We start from the raw sequence: 16,007 nt of genomic DNA, 5'->3' as shown, positions 1-16,007 counted from the left end.
TAAGCATTATGAGGGCGCAGGGATGCTGATAAGGAAAATTTTCCTGGAAGATTTGCCAGAAGTTAGTGAGCTATGCCTCGATGCGTTTATGGGGTCGGTGGCGACCACCGTATCCGATGAGGGTATTCATACTTTTCGGGACATTGCGTCCATTGATAGTTTCGAAAAACGCATGAACGAAGATAATGAAATACTGATTTTTCAACAGGGTCAGACTATCCAGGGTGTCATTGAGCTTAAAGAAGGGCGTCATATTGCCATGTTGTTTGTTAAGCCGGATGCGCAAAGGCAAGGGGTTGGTCGGGCATTAATGGAAGCCATTCGTCCAATGACGAGAACGCAAGAATTGACGGTGAGTGCGTCATTAAGTTCGGTGTCGGCTTATGCCTGTTTTGGTTTTCAATGTGCAGGAGGGGTGGCGGAATCGGCGGGGCTTAAATACCAACCCATGATATTGAATTTGACTGATAGTAAGTACTAACTATATTTCTTTCTTTTGCTGTTGCTAGGTTGTGCGGCGGGTATGTGGATCAGGGGCCTTGGGGGGGGGCATGGGTGAAAGTTTGAGCCCGTTTGCATTACTATTGCCAGCGCTATGGCATGATATAGCCCGGTCGAAAGTGGCTAGGTCCCTTTCTTGTCGTTTTGTTAATACGCAGTTTCATAGCTAGAGTTTATATGTTCAAACGCAGCGTGATTGTATTTGCAATTGTCTTGTTGGTCGGGCTTCTGTCCGTCTATTTTTTTGTTGATTTTGACGGAGAAATAATAAAAGAAACAGAAGTGGCACCCGTTGTTAAAAAAGATAATTCCCCAAAGAAGAAGATCAATAAAAAACCCCTGGACCTTAGCGTTCCGCTTGAGGCCAACAACGCTTCGTCGGTGGTCTATACCTCCGCCCGAAGCAATGTGTTACCGAATCTGTTTAGTCAGAATAAGAGCAAAGAAGAGATCGTTATTGGCGGTCGAATTCTCTCTGACCCCATTGATGATGACTCTTTTTCTGGTGCAGAAGTTACGGTAGAGGTGAGTATTTATTAAGGCAACTCTGATTAATTCAGATGAGCTTCGGCTTCCAGGCGACTTCAGAATCGCGGCGCGCGTTTGCAGTAAGGTCTAGACCTTTCAAAAAGGTGTAACAAAGAGTCTGGATTCGCCTGAAAGCCCCGTAGGGCGGACCTAGATATCTACAACCACTTTTCCCATACCTTCTCCGCTGCTCAGGCGAGCGTGAGCTTGGCCAATATCGGTCAAAGAGAATCGCTGTTCATCCAGTACAGGTTTGACGCCGCCGGCTTCGACAATGCTGGCCAGTTTTTTCAGAATGTCACCATGGTTTTCCCGGCCAACATTGTGCAGCATTGGAATCAGCATAAAGACTACATGCAGCGACAGCCCCTTGAAGTGAGCAACGGAAAGGTCCATTTCAACCATGGCAACGGTTGATGCTATCTGACCATTCAAGGCGGCGGCTTCAAATGAGTTGGCCATATTGGCGCCACCCACTGAGTCGAGCACAACGTCAAAGCCAGCTCCCTGGGTATGCTGGGTAACATAGTCGGCAACTGACTCGGTTTTATAGTCGATACCGGTTGCTCCCAGGCGTTCGATCAGGGCCAGTTGTTTGTCACCCCCGCCGGTGGCAAAAACATCGGCGCCCAAATGACGCGCCAGTTGCACAGCAATATGGCCGACGCCACCCGATCCGCCATGGACCAATACCTTTTGCCCTGCGCTGGTGCCGGCCCGGGTTAAGCCCTCATAAGCTGTAATACCTACCAGGGGTAACGCAGCGGCTTCACGCATCGATAAATTGTCCGGTTTATGGGCGATCAAGCGAACATCCGCAACCATATATTCGGCCAGGGTACCTGGCAGATCGGCTAAACCTCCGGCGCATCCGTACACTTCGTCGCCGATCTTAAAGTCGCTGATACCTTCACCAACGGCGTCGATGGTGCCGGCAAAATCCATCCCCAACAGAGCGGGTAGTTCGGGAGAGAGCGGTAGATCGTTACCCATTTGACGAATCATGGTGTCGACGGTATTGACGCTGGTCGCGTTGAGTCGCACCAGCACATGACCTGGTTGGACTTCAGGCTTGGGCAGGTCGGTGAGTTCGAAGACATCGGGGCCTCCGTAGGCTCGAATGATCATGGCTTTCATATACAGGTCCTTCTGTGAGTTGCAGTGGTTAGCGTTCTGCTGCAGGGCGTGTTAATACTCTAGTTTATGGTTTTAATAATGATAATAAGCGACTATGTTTAATCAGTTTATAGATTTTGTTGATAATTTGAGATGAATATAGAGCACCTCAGATTGTTTGTGCGCCTGAGTATCACTCACAACATCAGTGTGGCCGGGCAGGAATTGGATCTCTCCCCGGCAGTGGCCAGTGCTCATATCAATAAGCTGGAGCAGGGGTTGGGAGTACGCCTGGTTCATCGCACCACGCGCAAGGTGTCATTAACCGAAGACGGTATGGCCTTTCTGCCTCATGCTGAGGAAGTGATATCCAGTGTTGAGGCAGCTCGCGCAGCAGTCGGTGCCGGTAGTGCGCTACCCAGTGGTACCCTGAGGATCACGGCACCGGCTTCGTTTGGGCGCCTGCATGTGATGCCGGCTCTACGAGGGTTTCTCGCGCGTTACCCGACACTTAAACTGGATTTACGCTTTTCCGATAATATTGTGGACCTTGTAGAAGGTGGCTTCGATGTCGCCATCCGAAATGCCGAGCTGAAAGACTCTACTCTGATTGCGCGTAAGCTGGCACCCGATAAGCGTATTGTCTGTGCCTCACCCGAATATATTGCCCGCTTCGGTCAGCCTGATACGCCTCACGAGCTTGACCAGTACGAATGCATACATTTGATGGGGCTAGAGCACTGGTCATTTGAAACCCCGAAGGGACTTTTAACCGTAAAGCCCCAGGGGAATCTGCGAGCCGATAATGGCGAAGCAGTCAGGGACGCTTGTGTTAATGGCCTGGGTGTTGCGATCAGTTCCACATGGTGCGTTTATCAGCATCTGCAACGTGGCGAACTGGTGCAAATATTGTCAGACTATCCACTGGTCTCTGGTACCGCCTTGTGGGCAATTTATCCCAGTTCGCGTTTGCTGGCACCAAAAGTCAGAGTCTTCATCGAATATTTTATCGAACGTTTTGGGGCTCAGCCCTATTGGGACTAGTATTTGGTATTGCAAATCAATGGAACTCTTATGAGAGGATTATTTACCCATGTTACGAACCTCTGCAGTAATAACCGTCACCTTGTTACTTGCCGCTTGCGGCGGTACACAAGCCATAAAACTGGGTGTCGAGGAAAACCGTTTTTTACCTTGTCCGGAGTCCCCCAACTGTGTCTCCAGCGATGCCCAGAATGAAGAGCAGCAAGTGGCTGCTTTCACCTTGGCGGTCGATCCTGCAACCGCCTGGATTGCCACCAAAGAGGCGGTGTCGATTCTGCCTCGAACCAAACTAATTGAACTCAACGAACATTACTTGCACGCCGAGAGCGAAAGTTCGTTGCTGGGTTTTATCGATGATCTACAGCTGCATCTGCGCCCGGAAGACGGAATCATTGCGGTCTATTCGGCGTCACGAACGGGCTATTCCGATTTTGGTGTTAATCGGGAACGCGTGGAAAACCTGCGAGCTATCCTGATTGAGCGAGGTGTGGTGCGTTAGCTCAGGATTAAAGAACGATAACCCTATAGTCGATAAGGAAGAGCAATGAGGTTCTTTTCTGGATGGATCGGTATTGCCTGTACGGTCATCGGCATCATATGCCTGGTTTTCTACGCTGAATTGCCGAAGGATAATAGAATCAGTCAGTCTGACGCCTTCCTGTTAATCGGCGTTGGTGTCGGGTTTATGTACTATGGTCGGGAATTTTTACCTGGCTGGATCGGCTATTTCTTTACCGCCAATGGCGATGAGAGTGATAACTGACGAGGGTATATGATACCCAATCATTAGTGCGGTCATGTTGTTGGTCTTGATTGAAATATTGCAAAGTCAAAATGATGAGTATTAATGCTATGCGCACAGGATGTGCCGCCGCGGTATGAGGGATCGAATGAGATACCAGTGTTATTGCAAGGCTACCAATCGAGAGAGCAAAGAGCCTCGCTATTCCCATAACTGGGTGTCGGCAAAGCGGGCCCGGTTCAAGGTGTTCGACGACAGAATCGAATGCGGGAACTGGACGATTGCCTATTCGGAGATTCAAGCGGCCCACCTATACAGAGCCAAACAGCTATTTATTCCGGTGAATGTACTACAGCTGGTGACGGGTAGTGGCAGCTTTCAATTCGGTTTCAACCCCTGGGCCAACCCATTTCGGCACCTGGGTGTAGAATACAGTGAAACGCAAATTGCCCTCGGCCATTCGCCGTACAGTATCTCGATCCGAATACTCCTGCTGACCTGTCTGGGGTATCTGGCAGGCCAGCACATGGGTATTTGGTAGTTATCAAAACCAACTTCACCAGCGTGCTGGTAGAAAGCATCTCCTCTGGGCAAGGCTGGACTTGTTATGGAAGACGTAAATAAACAGCAATTACTCGAACATCTTAATCAGATCTATTGGCACCAGTTTGGTTATCACCGGGAAAAGGAATACAAGATATTCATCTGGTCCAGTGCGATTCTATTGGCCGGTATGGCAGGGCTGATTACCGGGGCAGATAATGGTGCTTTGTTGAGCCGACCAGGCTTTCCGGCAAAAGTGTATCTGAGTGGCGCGATCATCATCTGGATTGGAGTGTCCATTGCGATGCAGCTCAGGGAGCGTATGCACGGCGACCGATACTCCGGTGTGCTGGTTCGCATCAGCAAGAATTTGCATTGTTACGACAAGAATTTTTTCAATTTTCCACAAGAAGGCTCGTTGCTGCCTGAGTCCTGGCAGCGTTGGGAGGAAGAAGAAAGTCCAAGGCTGAGTCGATTACTGGGTAAGAATTTCGTGCCGATCACGGCGATTCTCGGGCTGCTAATGCTGTTGTTACTCTGGTCCTACTGAAACTCATTCTGGGGCGCAAACCCAGATGGGCTGAGGGTTTAAGCATATTGTGCTATGACGGATAAAAAAACAGGGTGACTTCTCTGGTGACTTTGTTTACAACTGTGTTGCACCTGGTCCCATGGTGTTGAATATCGTCCCGTGATGTTTGGTCATGGGCATACAAGGAAAGAGTAAAAGGAATTTATTGATGAAAGTAAAACAACGGGTGCTGCTATCCATAACCCTGTTTTGGGCCTTGTTGGCTCCCCATGCAATGGCCGACGCCAATACCAACCGCATCATCGAGACGGTGATGAGTGAGATGCGTAACTCGCCGGAACTCAGTCAGCGGATGGCCTGTTTAGGGGTCACAGAAGAGCAAAAGAACAGCTATTTGCAAGAGTTCGAGGAAGGTTATCGTTATTGTCTGAACAGCTATCCCCAGAGTGTCGATGGTGGTCAGGCGTTTCTTGAGTGTTTCGGTCCCAAGGCCAAGGAAGCCTTTGAAAACCTTGAGATTGATGAAACTGATATAGCGCGCTGCCAGTAAAGGTTGCACTGACCTCTTTTCATTTATCCCGCGTGTGAATTTCCACGCGGGAAAATCCTGGCCCCTGCTTGCCGGGACATTTCAAGATAGCCTCTTTTTCTATTCAATGCGTGGGTCTGGTATCGCGCCATTTGGTGTCGAGCGAGCAGTTCTCGAGCGTTCGTATATCGCGACTAGTCATCGTAGTGTTATCCATCGCATACCATCCATCACCGTATTATTCATAAAAGCGATAGTCGCCTATTTCAGTAGGCCATGCTTGTCGGTGCTGCTTGCGCAGAGCAGATGTCTATTTTAGAGTGACCACTCTAGTATAGGAGCCAGTTCATTCGATGCCGCGTCCCAAGACCTATAACGAAGAAGCCGTTTTGACCAGTGCCATGCTGTGCTTTTGGCGCAAGGGGCATGCGGCCACCAGTATGAAGGATCTGGAGGCTGCGACTCGGCTGACCCCCGGCAGCCTCTACAACAGTTTTGGTTCCAAGGATGGCTTGTTTCTGAAGGTGTTGGATCATTACATCGACTGCGTTGTTCGTCATCGAGTCGAGCGCTTCTTGTTGCAGGGAGATCCCGTCAAGGGTATTGAGCAGTTCTTTCTCGACTGCTTCAAACCCCGAGCGGCTTACGACGGACTGGGATGCCTGCTGATCAATACCTCCACCGAACTCGGCCCCCACGATGAAGCGGTACGTCAAAAAGTAGCCATGGGTATGAAGCAGGCCGAAAAGGGGCTTATTAGTGCGTTGCAGCGTGCGCAGCAGGTGGGCGCACTACCGGCAACCATCGATGCCCAGGCCCGGGCCGCGCACCTCGGCCTGCTGATGAATGGCATGCTGGTGAGTTCTCAGGTGGCGACCAATCGCCGCTGGTTGACTCCGGCCATGGCCTCGGTCAGGGCGCTTTTGCACTAGCCTCCCTCGGACAAATCCTGGCGAAGGACTAAGAATGAAATAGCGCAGTAATCACAATGGAAAAAGATGTGCCCAATATTAGAGCGATCATTTTAAAATAACAGGAGAGCGATCCATGGAATGCTTGAGAACCGACGATAGCCGCTTTGATAACCTGCCCGGCTATGACTTTTCACCCAACTACCTGACCGTCGATGATACCGAGGGCGGCAGTTTGCGGGTGCACTATCTGGATGAGGGGCCGGCGCAGGCGGCGCCGGTTTTGCTGCTGCACGGTGAGCCCTCCTGGAGTTATCTGTATCGTAAAATGATTCCCGTACTGGTCGCTGCCGGGCACAGGGTGATCGCCCCGGATCTGGTGGGTTTTGGTCGTACCGACAAACCCAGCCAACGCAGCGATTACACCTATCAGCGTCATGTCGACTGGATGCAGGCCGTGCTGGATCAGCTTGAGCTGGAGCAAATTACCCTGGTGTGCCAGGACTGGGGTGGCTTGATCGGTTTGCGCCTGGTGGCGGAAAACCCCCAGCGTTTCGCCCGCGTCGTGGCCGCCAATACCATGCTGCCGACCGGCGACCATGATCCCGGCGATGCCTTTAAACAGTGGCAGGCCTTCTCCCAGCAGGTGCCTGAATTTCCCACCGGCAGTATCATCGATAAGGCGACCACAACGACATTGCCTCAGGCGGTGGTCGATGCCTATGACGCTCCCTATCCCGATGAGCGTTACAAAGAGGGCGCGCGGCAATTTCCCCTGCTGGTGCCTATTACTCCCGATAACCCGGCCTCGGAGAAAAACCGGGCGGCCTGGAAAGTATTAAGTCAATGGCATAAACCCTTTTTGACCGCGTTCAGCGACTCCGACCCGATTACCGCCGGGGGTGACAAGCTGATGCAGAAACTGATTCCTGGCTGCGCCGGGCAAGACCACACCACCATCGCCAACGGCGGTCATTTCCTGCAGGAAGATCAGGGCGAAACCCTGGCCGAGGTAGTGGTTACCTTTATCCATAACACCACCCATACAGGAGCTGTCGAATGAGCCCTAGCAATACGCCGATCAATGTTACCTGCACCGTCGACAAAACCGACTTTGCCGATCTTCAGGTGCTCGAGCAAGCATTGCAGAAGACTGACTCTCTGGCCGAGGGGCAGGTGCTGTTTCAAGTGGACCGTTTCTCTTTCACAGCCAACAACATCACCTATGCGGCCATGGGCAATATGCTGCGGTATTGGGAGTTTTTTCCGCAAGCCTCTGGTCGTGGTGTGATCCCGGTCTGGGGTTTTGCCGATGTGATTGGCTCAAACTGCGATGCGGTTTCCGTCGGTGAGCGTGTGTACGGTTATTTCCCCATGGCCAGTCATGTGGTGATGCAGCCAGCCAAAATTAACGACAGCAGCTTTGTCGATGGCACCGAACATCGGCGGTCGTTACCGGTGATCTATAACCAGTACATTCGGGTGGCCGCCGATCCGATCTACAGCGCCGATACCGAAGCCCTGCAGATGCTGTTACGGCCGCTGTTTACCACCTCCTTCCTGCTGGACGACTTCTTTGCCGACAGTGATTTTTTTGGCGCCCGGTCACTGGTACTGACCAGTGCCTCCAGCAAAACCGCTTTGGGCATGGCCTTTTTGCTGCAGCAGCATCGCGACGCTCGCGAGCAGCAGTATGAGATTGTCGGCCTGACCTCGCAGAAGAACCTCGACTTTGTCCAGGGCCTGGGTTGTTACGATCGCGTACTGACCTACGATCGTGTGAGCGAACTGGATGCCGGCGTGCCCACGGCACTGGTCGACTTTGCCGGTATGGCCGACCTCATCGGTGAACTGCACGAGCACTTTCAAGACCAGCTGCAATACAGTTGCCGGGTGGGCGCGTCCCATTGGGATGCCACGGCCAATGCGTCGGGCAAGTTGCCTGGCCCGACGCCGCAGATGTTCTTTGCCCCGACCCAGGCCCAGAAACGATTGCAGGAGTGGGGCGGCGTCGAGTTCCAAACCCGGGTTGCCACCGCCTGGTTCCGATTCATCAAGTTCGTTGACCAGTGGATGGAGGTTGATGAGTCATTGGGTGTTGCGGCCACCGAGCAGGTGTATCAGCAAACGCTGAAGGGGCAGGTGAATCCGTGCACCGGCAATATACTCTCGTTACTGGATCGCTAAGCCGTCAGTAGACGGCGCGAAAGCTATGCCGATTGACATGTGGTGCGATCGGCATAGACTTTGATAACACTGGCGTTCCGCCATTTTTGTTTCCCCCTCAACCTGACCCGAGGTAATCCCTATGAGTATCCAGATCGGCGATCGAATCCCTTCCTTATCATTACAAGTTATGGGGGCCAAAGGCCCTGTAGATGTGACCACCGACGAACTCTTTGCGGGTAAGAAAGTCGTGCTGTTTGCCGTACCCGGTGCCTTTACCCCCGGTTGTTCCATGACCCATCTACCTGGCTTTGTGGTCAATGCAGACACCATCAAGGCCCGTGGTGTCGATAGCATTATCTGCACCTCCGTCAACGATGCCTTTGTGATGGGCGCCTGGGGCAAGGAGCAAAACGCCGAAGCGATTATCATGCTGGCCGACGGTAATGCCGAGCTGGCCACAGCCCTGGGCCTGACCCTGGATGCCTCCGGCTTCAAAATGGGAACCCGCAGCAAACGCTATGCAATGATCGTTAACGATGGTGTCGTGGAGCTGTTGAACATCGACGAAAAAGGCATCGACGTCAGCAGCGCAGAAACCATACTGGCTGCACTTTGATGCAACGCTGACCGGTTGTTTCTGGCCGCGCAGGCAAGCGAAGCTGTCACCATGACAGCTTCGGCCGACAGAAAATGAGACTAAAAAGCTAAGGGTAATTATATGTTGAAGACAGGGATTCGAGCGGGGATGTTGGCGGTGTTGAGCATCGCCCTTGCAGGTTGTCAGAGTGCTTACTACGGAGCCATGGAACAGGTCGGCGTGCACAAGCGCGACATCATGGTTGACCGTGTGGAAGACGCCCGCGATGCCCAGAATGATGCCAAGGAGCAGTTCAAGTCGGCGCTGGAACAATACCGCAGCGTAGTCACCATCGAAGACCAGGCGCTGGCCGACAAGTATGACCTGCTTAACGATGAATACGAATCCAGCCGTGATGCCGCGCAAGCCGTAACCGACCGTATCGAAGCGGTGGAGGATGTCTCCGAAGCGTTGTTCGATGAGTGGCGCGAAGAGCTGCAACTATACAGCAATGCCAGTCTGCGCCAGCAGAGCGAGCGTAAGCTGAAAAATACCCAAAGCAAGTACACAAGCCTGATCAAAGCCATGCGCCGCTCAGAGGCCAAGATGCAACCGGTATTGGCGGCGCTGCAAGACCAGGTATTGTTCCTCAAGCATAACCTGAACGCGCGAGCGATCGATGCCCTGAAAGGCGAACTGAAAACCATCCAGAGCGATGTCGGTCGTCTGGTGAAAGAGATGGAACGTTCCATTGCCGAATCCGAAGCGTTCTTGAAAACCCTGCAAGAGGGTTAATCGCGGCTGGGGTAATTTCAATAGCTATCGGAGTATCCAAAGGATGCTTCGTAAACCCGAGGAGGCACTATGGATCTGTCGATTGAACTGAGTTTCTATCCCTTACAGGACGGCTACAAAGGCCCCATCCTTGAGCTGATCGATCAGCTCTCCCGGGAAGGCAATATTCGTGTGGTGCCCAACCGCATGAGTACCCAGCTGTTCGGTGAGTACGATCTGTTAATGTCGGCATTGACCCGCTTGATGAAGCGCTCTTTCGAGGAGCACGGCACGGCGGTATTTGTGGCCAAGTTTATTAATAGTGATCGCAGTCCGAGGACGTAGTTGGGTGTTGTTAGTAGGTGGGTTGAAGCGATTTCCTTTTAATCGTTTGATCGGATAGAGATCTTTTTCACCCATGCTGATACGAAGAAGTGAAGTGAATTTATGAGTAAAATTAAAAATCGAATAACTGCAGCACTTGCCAATGGTGCTGAATATTTGGCGATGGGTGAAATAGCAGCGAATACTGGGCTTATGGTTAGCTAAGCTCCTAGTAATATGGAAGGTGGGCTGGTTGATCCAATAGGTGAGCGAGAGGTGTATGTTTTCCCTCAAGAGGTCGTTGAATCGTCTCCAAAAGGTAAAACAGGCGTTAACTTCAATCCTAAGCATATTGAAAACTACGAGCAGTATAAGAAAAATTATGGGCAAATACTGGCTCAGCTAAGTTGATTGCCCAAATAAAGATATAAAGTCTGCGGGGTCAAAGCCCTTATATACTTATGTCGTCGATATCATTATCAATCTTTATCGCCAACCTCGACTGTTTATCTGAAAGATAAAATCGGCTTGGGTTATACTTCGCTCCGTTTTAAGCATGAGTTCCGATCTTGTTGGTACGAGTTCGTGTCATCATTTCGGTGAAAATCGAAAATTCCAGTTACTGTTGTAAGGGAAGTAATGAATATTAGTATCAAGAATTATTTGAATCTGGCAAACATATCCAAAGGGATTCCATTAATAGTGTTAGTGGTAGGACTTTTAAACTCTTACTATATTGTGGTCGAGGGTCATGTCGGTGTTGTGAAACGTTTTGGTGAGGCAATGGATCAAGAGAATCCAGGTCTTCATTTTAAAATTCCCTTTATCGAAACCGTTGAAATGATAGAGGTAAGAACCAGGAAAAATGCAGAAAAAATGGCATCCAGTACCAAAGAGCAGATGCCTGTCACCATAGAGGTTTCCGTCAACTGGACTGTTAATAAGGAAGCGGCTCTTGAGTTGTTCAAAAGATATGGTGGATTAACGCAATTTGAACAGCGTATTCTAGACCCTCGATTCAGGTCTGCCACTAAAGATACTATTCCCCAGTTTGAAGCTGAGCAGCTTATTCAGGACAGAGCCTCTGCCATTCAGGGCATTGAGCATCGTCTCGCTCAAGAGATGGAAGGTTTTCCGGTGGTGGTAGATAATATTCAAATAGAAAATATTGTACTGCCTAAAAAATATATAAATTCAATCGAGATCAAGCAGACAGAGAAAAACCTTGCTGCCGCAGAAGAGCATAAACTGGAAAGGCAGCGCCTTGAGGCACTTCGTGCCGTGAATACTGCGGATGCTAAGGCGAAAGGAATACTTAAAGTTGCCGAGGCCGAGGCTCAGTCAATACTCCTCAAGGGTAAAGCCGAAGCGCAGGCCATTGAAGCCAAGGCCAAAGCATTAAAAAATAATCCGCTTATCGTCAAACTCACGGAAGCTCAAGCCTGGGATGGCAAGTTGCCCTCAACTATGATGGGCCAAGGTGCCATGCCAATTATGGATATTCGCAGTGCTCAAAAATAACTAATACTGGGATAAGGAGGCAGAGCCCTTATATAGGTTCATGATTTCTTTTTAAGAACAGGCCCAGCTAAACTGGGCCTGTTTTTTCTATCCAAACATCAGAATAACATAGGCAAAGAACAGCAGCAGGTGTGTGGTTCCCACCAGAATGTTTGACTGGCCACTGGAAAAGCTGACACTCGAAATAAGCAGTGTGGCCGATAGCAATACCATCTCCGAACTCGACAGTCCCAGTACGACAGGTTGTCCTATAAATAGGAATATAACCAATGCAGTTAGTTGTTTATGCAGTTTTGAAAGGTCTTTGCAGACAGCAAGCTGTGACGCCATCACCTAATCCTATCGGGTGTTCTTGTCCTTACCTGCAGCTTGAGAGTATCGAATTACCGTCTGCTTTGGGCTGTTCGTGAAAAATTACATTTTTGCGAATTTCACGGTAATCTGTTGCAGACAAAGCAATCAGAGCGTAAACCAATGACAATGTTATCACCCTCGATTGACGCGAGTATTTCCCGAATAGCACCCGATTTCAGAGCCTTGAGTATCACCGTTAAAGGTACTCAGGTGGAGAATGCTGATTATGCCGCAAGGATGCTAAAAGAGGCCTGCGTATCGGCACAGGAAACGGACTATCCCTGGGCACAAGCGCACATTGAGGCCTGGGGTGATGCGTTCAGGCAGTTTGGTGCCAAGCCAAACCGAACCCCCTGTTCCGCTGCTGCATTACGCAAGCGGGTCTTGAAAGACGGTGCAATACCCAGTATTGATCCCATTGTCGATATCTACAATGCCATCAGTATTCGCTATGCCATTCCTGTTGGTGGTGAAAATGCTGATGCCTACCGGGGCAGGCCAACGCTGACGGTGGCCGATGGCACGGAGGTCTTTGATACGGTCAAAAATGGCGAACCCGCAACAGAGCATCCTGATGCCGGAGAGGTGATTTGGCGTGATGACATTGGCGTAACCTGCCGGCGCTGGAATTGGCGCCAGGGTGTTCGAACACGCATCGACTCCCAGACACGAAATATGTGGTTTATTCTGGAGAGCCTGCCGGAAATGCCACTGGACTATTTGCATGAGGCGGGGCAAGAGATGATTAAACATCTGAAGGTGCTGATGCCCGAGGCGGTGATTGAAGAAACGGTTGTGTGCGCAACCGATAAACCATAACACCGGACAGAGAATCCAAATCAAATCGATGTGAGGTATCAAATGAACCTGAGAGCACCTGAATTATCGAAGATGATGCGATCGTCAACGATAGAGCGTTTACCTCGTGTTACTCATGGAAAATAATAATGAAAAACCTGTTTTCCTATTTGAATCAATACGGCCCTTTGTCAGAGTCGACGCTTGAAATCATACAATCTGCTTGTGTGTACGATGAATTGAAAAAAGACGACTACTTTGTGCGAGAGGGTGAGTACGCCAACGAAATTGCTTTTCTTGAGCAGGGGGCTGTAAGGGCTTTTTATACCAACAAGCAGGGCAAAGAATACAACAAGACATTTTTTACTGCCCCGGCCATTATAGGGTCCTATGCATCATTGATTAGCAAAGAGAAGAACAGGCTGCCACAACAGGCATTAAGCGATTGTGCGATATGGCGTATCAGCTTTGATGTAATTGAGCGATTATCCGGCAACAGTATTGAGTTAGAGCGACTACGCCGGAACATTGCCGAGCAGTTTTTCGTTTGGAATGAAAAGAAGCAGCTCGAGATGGCTTTGCTGGATGCAAAAGAGCGATACCTGATTTTCAAAGATGAGCATCCAGGGCTTGAAGAGACTATCCCTCAGTATCATATAGCCTCTTATTTGGGTATCAGTGCTACACAGCTCAGTCGAATCCGTAAAAAATAGCGTCGTTTTCAGGATCTATTTACATATGTAAATGCGCGGGATCTTTATCCTATGCCATTGTTGCTTATCCGCATTGACACGATAGGCACAAGCACATGGAACGTTCTGCATTTACCACCCTGTTTCTAGTCGCAGCACTTTGGAATCTGACAGGAGCCATTTTCGGCTTTTTCAATACAGCTTTTACATTCGAACTGTTCTTTGATCGAGGGCTTTCGGACCCGCTTATGTTTGCTGTCTACAAAGGGGCGTGGGGAACGACACTCACCTATTTTGTCGGCTATCTGATGGTTTCGACTAATCCGGTAAAGCACTACGGCATCGTAGTGATAGGGAGTATTGGCAAACTTGGTTTTATTATTACTCTGTTAAACCTGTATGTTGCAGGCATAGCTGGCCCGGTAATATTCGTTGTTGTGATGGGTGATGGCCTCTTTTTGATCTTGTTCGCATACTACTTTGCCCAGCTCTATAAGCGATCGGTGGTCTAATGGATTTACATCGTCGATAGCTACAACCGGCTAAGGGCCATCCGTTGAATTGTGCGCAGATGGCCCTGTCGTTGTTATTCACTTTGCGTATCACCTTATTGTTCTATCGGTTTGTCTGATGGCGCCAGCTTATACCAATCGATATGTCGGGTGGCTACCATCAGGGCGGCTAATACCGCAAATACCAGAATGGATCCCATCAACAGGGCAAAGTCCTCCGCCTGTACGATCACATAGAGCAAGCCATAGAGCCCTGCGATCATCAGCCCAAAGAGCAATGATGAGCGCAGGCTATGCAGCATATAGCGCACGTAAAAAATCAACAGAGAACAGCAACAGATAACGCCAATCAGGTAAGCCCAGCCAAAGCTGATGTGCTCGACCAGCGAGATCAGTAATAGATAGAACACCGAGATGGCCAGGCCGACAAAGGCGTACTGAATCGGATGAATTCTCAGGTTGGTAATGTGCTCCACAATAAAAAAAGTGATAAAGCTTAAGCCTATAAACAGCATGGCATATTTGATGGAACGCTCAGACTGTAGATAGATATCGACGGGCTCAATAAAGCTGACGCCCGATGAGGCGTTGGTCAGCTCATAACAGGTGGTATCATTCGCCAGGCATTTGCTCAACAGGCTCTCTGCGTTGCTGGAATAGCGGGAGGATGACCAGCTGGCGGTAAAGCCCTGGGCACTGATCGTACGATCCTTGGGCAGAGATGCGCCGATAAACTCGGGATGAGGCCAGTTGGATGCCATCTGGTTGCTGGCATCATCGGCCAGCGGTAGGAAGGAGAAGCTTCCCATGCCGCGCAGCGAGAGTTTTATCTTGAATGTCTGCTTGGCTTCCAGCGCGGTACTGTCACTTAAAAAACCGTGAAAACCTTCGGGTAAAGATGTTAGCTGGCTGCCAGGAACAAGCGCTATGGTGGCGGTATTGATGGTTAGCTCGGGTGCCTTATCGACACCGCGCATATCGGAAATGTGCACGGCCAGATAGGGCGTGCCCAGATTCTCAATGCCCGGAGTATTGTTGATGTTGGCCAGTGCTTGTTGCAATTTTTTTGCACTGAATGCCCCCGTCAATTCTACTTGGCTGTCATAAACCGGGACCTTATAAATGCCCTTGGAAACCGTTTTGTTGTCGACAGTTATGCGATTGGTTAGCTGGTCGGGTAAGACGATTTTCTCTCTTTTGGAAATTTTGTTATTAACAACGGACTGGCCTTTATCGGTATAGAACACCTTCGAAGCCATGGTTGATATCTGGTAAGGGATTACCAGTACCGGAGTGACGATCAGCTGTTCCCCCGTCCAGCTTTTTGCTACCGAGGCCCTGGCTTGATTGAGGTAGCCCTGCCTTTCATAAACTTTGTACTTCACCATACTGACCGGGATTAGAATCAACAGAGCCAGTATGGCTATGATCGTTATCTTGATGATTAAATGACGTTGCATAGATGCCCCCTTAAAAAGCTAAAGGGTAACGGGCAATACTGGCGATCAGCGGGCAACAATCTGATCAATTATGGCAGGTACTTAACTGTCGATAGTTGCAGAATACCGAACTAGGCTTCCAGCCGCTCGGCTGCAATCTCCTGGATGGAGATCGGTTGGGAGAAGTCGGTTTGTTGATCCAGCGCCAGAGGGATCAGCCACTTCAGGTTGGGAATGAGGTTGTCCGGTAGCTCGCTGACATGGAATCGTTTTACCTCTTCCTGCTCGACGGTTCGGGCCTGAAAGGCTAGGGCACCTCTGATTAATTCGGATAGATCTCTGCAGATCCTAAAATGGTTTTTATCAAGGCGAAGCTCGCCGTTCATGTCGAGACCTGAACA

General features: G+C 50.1%; 22 protein-coding genes. 18 read left to right on the top strand and 4 right to left on the bottom strand.

The genetic code is table 11. The annotated features are described in order from the left end of the window. Positions 1 to 22 precede the first annotated feature (22 nt). Positions 23 to 481 carry a GNAT family N-acetyltransferase gene (locus tag MIB40_RS13760; RefSeq protein WP_249695308.1) on the top strand — a complete coding sequence of 153 codons (459 nt, stop codon included), beginning with the start codon at positions 23 to 25 and terminating at the stop codon, positions 479 to 481. 197 nt (positions 482 to 678) lie between these two features. After that, positions 679 to 1,041 carry a hypothetical protein gene (locus tag MIB40_RS13755; protein ID WP_249695307.1) on the top strand — a complete coding sequence of 121 codons (363 nt, stop codon included), beginning with the start codon at positions 679 to 681 and terminating at the stop codon, positions 1,039 to 1,041. Positions 1,042 to 1,179: 138 nt separating this feature from the next. Here MIB40_RS13755 and MIB40_RS13750 read toward each other — a convergent pair whose 3' ends face one another. Next, complete coding sequence (locus MIB40_RS13750) at positions 1,180 to 2,166, bottom strand: zinc-dependent alcohol dehydrogenase family protein (RefSeq protein WP_249695305.1); 987 nt, start codon at positions 2,164 to 2,166, stop codon at positions 1,180 to 1,182. 132 nt (positions 2,167 to 2,298) lie between these two features. On the opposite strand from MIB40_RS13750, the gene MIB40_RS13745 reads away from it, so the two are divergent. From MIB40_RS13745 to MIB40_RS13685, 13 genes are all read left to right on the top strand, one after another. Continuing rightward, the gene (locus tag MIB40_RS13745; protein ID WP_249695303.1) at positions 2,299 to 3,189 is read left to right on the top strand and encodes a LysR family transcriptional regulator; all 891 of its coding nucleotides are present in this window, start codon (positions 2,299 to 2,301) and stop codon (positions 3,187 to 3,189) included. A gap of 49 nt (positions 3,190 to 3,238) precedes the next feature. Then, positions 3,239 to 3,688: a DUF1499 domain-containing protein gene (locus MIB40_RS13740; protein WP_249695301.1), complete on the top strand. Its 450-nt coding sequence runs from the start codon at positions 3,239 to 3,241 to the stop codon at positions 3,686 to 3,688. 45 nt (positions 3,689 to 3,733) lie between these two features. Next, a complete protein-coding gene (locus MIB40_RS13735) occupies positions 3,734 to 3,952 on the top strand; it encodes a hypothetical protein (RefSeq protein WP_249695299.1) in 219 nt (72 codons plus the stop codon). Positions 3,953 to 4,079: 127 nt separating this feature from the next. Next, positions 4,080 to 4,472, top strand: coding sequence for a hypothetical protein (locus tag MIB40_RS13730; protein WP_249695298.1), 393 nt, complete (start codon positions 4,080 to 4,082; stop codon positions 4,470 to 4,472). A gap of 66 nt (positions 4,473 to 4,538) precedes the next feature. Beyond that, on the top strand, positions 4,539 to 5,024 hold the full coding sequence (locus MIB40_RS13725) for a hypothetical protein (RefSeq protein ID WP_249695296.1): 486 nt from the start codon (positions 4,539 to 4,541) through the stop codon (positions 5,022 to 5,024). A 190-nt stretch (positions 5,025 to 5,214) separates the two neighbouring features. Beyond that, entirely contained in the window at positions 5,215 to 5,556 is a 342-nt protein-coding gene (locus MIB40_RS13720; protein WP_249695294.1) for a hypothetical protein, read from the top strand. 332 nt (positions 5,557 to 5,888) lie between these two features. After that, positions 5,889 to 6,467, top strand: a complete 579-nt coding sequence (locus tag MIB40_RS13715) for a TetR/AcrR family transcriptional regulator (RefSeq protein ID WP_249695292.1) — start codon at positions 5,889 to 5,891, stop codon at positions 6,465 to 6,467. A gap of 115 nt (positions 6,468 to 6,582) precedes the next feature. After that, a complete protein-coding gene (locus MIB40_RS13710) occupies positions 6,583 to 7,509 on the top strand; it encodes a haloalkane dehalogenase (RefSeq protein ID WP_249695291.1) in 927 nt (308 codons plus the stop codon). Then, positions 7,506 to 8,633 carry a DUF2855 family protein gene (locus MIB40_RS13705; RefSeq protein ID WP_249695289.1) on the top strand — a complete coding sequence of 376 codons (1,128 nt, stop codon included), beginning with the start codon at positions 7,506 to 7,508 and terminating at the stop codon, positions 8,631 to 8,633. The genes MIB40_RS13710 and MIB40_RS13705 overlap by 4 nt, the downstream gene beginning before the upstream one ends. Positions 8,634 to 8,754: 121 nt before the next feature. Next, positions 8,755 to 9,231 (top strand): peroxiredoxin, encoded by a 477-nt coding sequence (locus MIB40_RS13700; RefSeq protein ID WP_249695287.1) that lies wholly within the window; start codon positions 8,755 to 8,757, stop codon positions 9,229 to 9,231. 102 nt (positions 9,232 to 9,333) lie between these two features. Beyond that, entirely contained in the window at positions 9,334 to 9,987 is a 654-nt protein-coding gene (locus MIB40_RS13695) for a DUF2959 domain-containing protein (protein WP_249695277.1), read from the top strand. 69 nt (positions 9,988 to 10,056) lie between these two features. Beyond that, a complete protein-coding gene (locus MIB40_RS13690) occupies positions 10,057 to 10,311 on the top strand; it encodes a hypothetical protein (protein ID WP_249695275.1) in 255 nt (84 codons plus the stop codon). A gap of 618 nt (positions 10,312 to 10,929) precedes the next feature. Next, on the top strand, positions 10,930 to 11,811 hold the full coding sequence (locus MIB40_RS13685) for a prohibitin family protein (RefSeq protein ID WP_249695272.1): 882 nt from the start codon (positions 10,930 to 10,932) through the stop codon (positions 11,809 to 11,811). An 87-nt stretch (positions 11,812 to 11,898) separates the two neighbouring features. Here the strand turns inward: MIB40_RS13685 and MIB40_RS13680 are convergent, their stop codons facing one another. Further along, positions 11,899 to 12,141: a hypothetical protein gene (locus tag MIB40_RS13680; RefSeq protein ID WP_249695270.1), complete on the bottom strand. Its 243-nt coding sequence runs from the start codon at positions 12,139 to 12,141 to the stop codon at positions 11,899 to 11,901. Between the two features lie 144 nt (positions 12,142 to 12,285). On the opposite strand from MIB40_RS13680, the gene MIB40_RS13675 reads away from it, so the two are divergent. The 3 genes from MIB40_RS13675 to MIB40_RS13665 all read left to right on the top strand — a co-directional run bounded on the left by MIB40_RS13675 (position 12,286) and on the right by MIB40_RS13665 (position 14,167). Beyond that, on the top strand, positions 12,286 to 12,984 hold the full coding sequence (locus MIB40_RS13675; RefSeq protein ID WP_249695269.1) for a B3/B4 domain-containing protein: 699 nt from the start codon (positions 12,286 to 12,288) through the stop codon (positions 12,982 to 12,984). A 128-nt stretch (positions 12,985 to 13,112) separates the two neighbouring features. Continuing rightward, complete coding sequence (locus MIB40_RS13670) at positions 13,113 to 13,676, top strand: Crp/Fnr family transcriptional regulator (protein WP_249695267.1); 564 nt, start codon at positions 13,113 to 13,115, stop codon at positions 13,674 to 13,676. Between the two features lie 95 nt (positions 13,677 to 13,771). After that, positions 13,772 to 14,167: a hypothetical protein gene (locus tag MIB40_RS13665; RefSeq protein ID WP_249695264.1), complete on the top strand. Its 396-nt coding sequence runs from the start codon at positions 13,772 to 13,774 to the stop codon at positions 14,165 to 14,167. A 95-nt stretch (positions 14,168 to 14,262) separates the two neighbouring features. Here MIB40_RS13665 and creD read toward each other — a convergent pair whose 3' ends face one another. Together creD and MIB40_RS13655 are read right to left on the bottom strand one after the other, a co-directional pair. Then, a complete protein-coding gene (gene creD / locus MIB40_RS13660) occupies positions 14,263 to 15,627 on the bottom strand; it encodes a cell envelope integrity protein CreD (RefSeq protein ID WP_249695261.1) in 1,365 nt (454 codons plus the stop codon). Between the two features lie 110 nt (positions 15,628 to 15,737). Continuing rightward, positions 15,738 to 16,007, bottom strand: a 270-nt coding sequence (locus MIB40_RS13655; protein ID WP_249695259.1) for a hypothetical protein, incomplete at its 5' end; no start/stop codon positions are given.

Origin of the sequence: Aestuariirhabdus haliotis (assembly GCF_023509475.1) — a bacterium.
GTDB classification, from domain to species: Bacteria; Pseudomonadota; Gammaproteobacteria; order Pseudomonadales; family Aestuariirhabdaceae; genus Aestuariirhabdus; species Aestuariirhabdus haliotis.
The sequence above is the reverse complement of the archived record's forward strand: the minus strand, read 5'-3'. Positions and strand labels throughout refer to the sequence as shown.

What these genes read in the sequence shown, in the direction of transcription:
- MIB40_RS13760 (WP_249695308.1), top strand. Translation starts at nt 23, where the DNA reads ATGCTGATAAGGAAAATTTTCCTGGAAGATTTGCCAGAAGTTAGTGAG.
- MIB40_RS13755 (WP_249695307.1), top strand. Translation starts at nt 679, where the DNA reads ATGTTCAAACGCAGCGTGATTGTATTTGCAATTGTCTTGTTGGTCGGG.
- MIB40_RS13750 (WP_249695305.1), bottom strand. Translation starts at nt 2,166, where the DNA reads ATGAAAGCCATGATCATTCGAGCCTACGGAGGCCCCGATGTCTTCGAA.
- MIB40_RS13745 (WP_249695303.1), top strand. Translation starts at nt 2,299, where the DNA reads ATGAATATAGAGCACCTCAGATTGTTTGTGCGCCTGAGTATCACTCAC.
- MIB40_RS13740 (WP_249695301.1), top strand. Translation starts at nt 3,239, where the DNA reads ATGTTACGAACCTCTGCAGTAATAACCGTCACCTTGTTACTTGCCGCT.
- MIB40_RS13735 (WP_249695299.1), top strand. Translation starts at nt 3,734, where the DNA reads ATGAGGTTCTTTTCTGGATGGATCGGTATTGCCTGTACGGTCATCGGC.
- MIB40_RS13730 (WP_249695298.1), top strand. Translation starts at nt 4,080, where the DNA reads ATGAGATACCAGTGTTATTGCAAGGCTACCAATCGAGAGAGCAAAGAG.
- MIB40_RS13725 (WP_249695296.1), top strand. Translation starts at nt 4,539, where the DNA reads ATGGAAGACGTAAATAAACAGCAATTACTCGAACATCTTAATCAGATC.
- MIB40_RS13720 (WP_249695294.1), top strand. Translation starts at nt 5,215, where the DNA reads ATGAAAGTAAAACAACGGGTGCTGCTATCCATAACCCTGTTTTGGGCC.
- MIB40_RS13715 (WP_249695292.1), top strand. Translation starts at nt 5,889, where the DNA reads ATGCCGCGTCCCAAGACCTATAACGAAGAAGCCGTTTTGACCAGTGCC.
- MIB40_RS13710 (WP_249695291.1), top strand. Translation starts at nt 6,583, where the DNA reads ATGGAATGCTTGAGAACCGACGATAGCCGCTTTGATAACCTGCCCGGC.
- MIB40_RS13705 (WP_249695289.1), top strand. Translation starts at nt 7,506, where the DNA reads ATGAGCCCTAGCAATACGCCGATCAATGTTACCTGCACCGTCGACAAA.
- MIB40_RS13700 (WP_249695287.1), top strand. Translation starts at nt 8,755, where the DNA reads ATGAGTATCCAGATCGGCGATCGAATCCCTTCCTTATCATTACAAGTT.
- MIB40_RS13695 (WP_249695277.1), top strand. Translation starts at nt 9,334, where the DNA reads ATGTTGAAGACAGGGATTCGAGCGGGGATGTTGGCGGTGTTGAGCATC.
- MIB40_RS13690 (WP_249695275.1), top strand. Translation starts at nt 10,057, where the DNA reads ATGGATCTGTCGATTGAACTGAGTTTCTATCCCTTACAGGACGGCTAC.
- MIB40_RS13685 (WP_249695272.1), top strand. Translation starts at nt 10,930, where the DNA reads ATGAATATTAGTATCAAGAATTATTTGAATCTGGCAAACATATCCAAA.
- MIB40_RS13680 (WP_249695270.1), bottom strand. Translation starts at nt 12,141, where the DNA reads ATGGCGTCACAGCTTGCTGTCTGCAAAGACCTTTCAAAACTGCATAAA.
- MIB40_RS13675 (WP_249695269.1), top strand. Translation starts at nt 12,286, where the DNA reads ATGACAATGTTATCACCCTCGATTGACGCGAGTATTTCCCGAATAGCA.
- MIB40_RS13670 (WP_249695267.1), top strand. Translation starts at nt 13,113, where the DNA reads ATGAAAAACCTGTTTTCCTATTTGAATCAATACGGCCCTTTGTCAGAG.
- MIB40_RS13665 (WP_249695264.1), top strand. Translation starts at nt 13,772, where the DNA reads ATGGAACGTTCTGCATTTACCACCCTGTTTCTAGTCGCAGCACTTTGG.
- creD (WP_249695261.1), bottom strand. Translation starts at nt 15,627, where the DNA reads ATGCAACGTCATTTAATCATCAAGATAACGATCATAGCCATACTGGCT.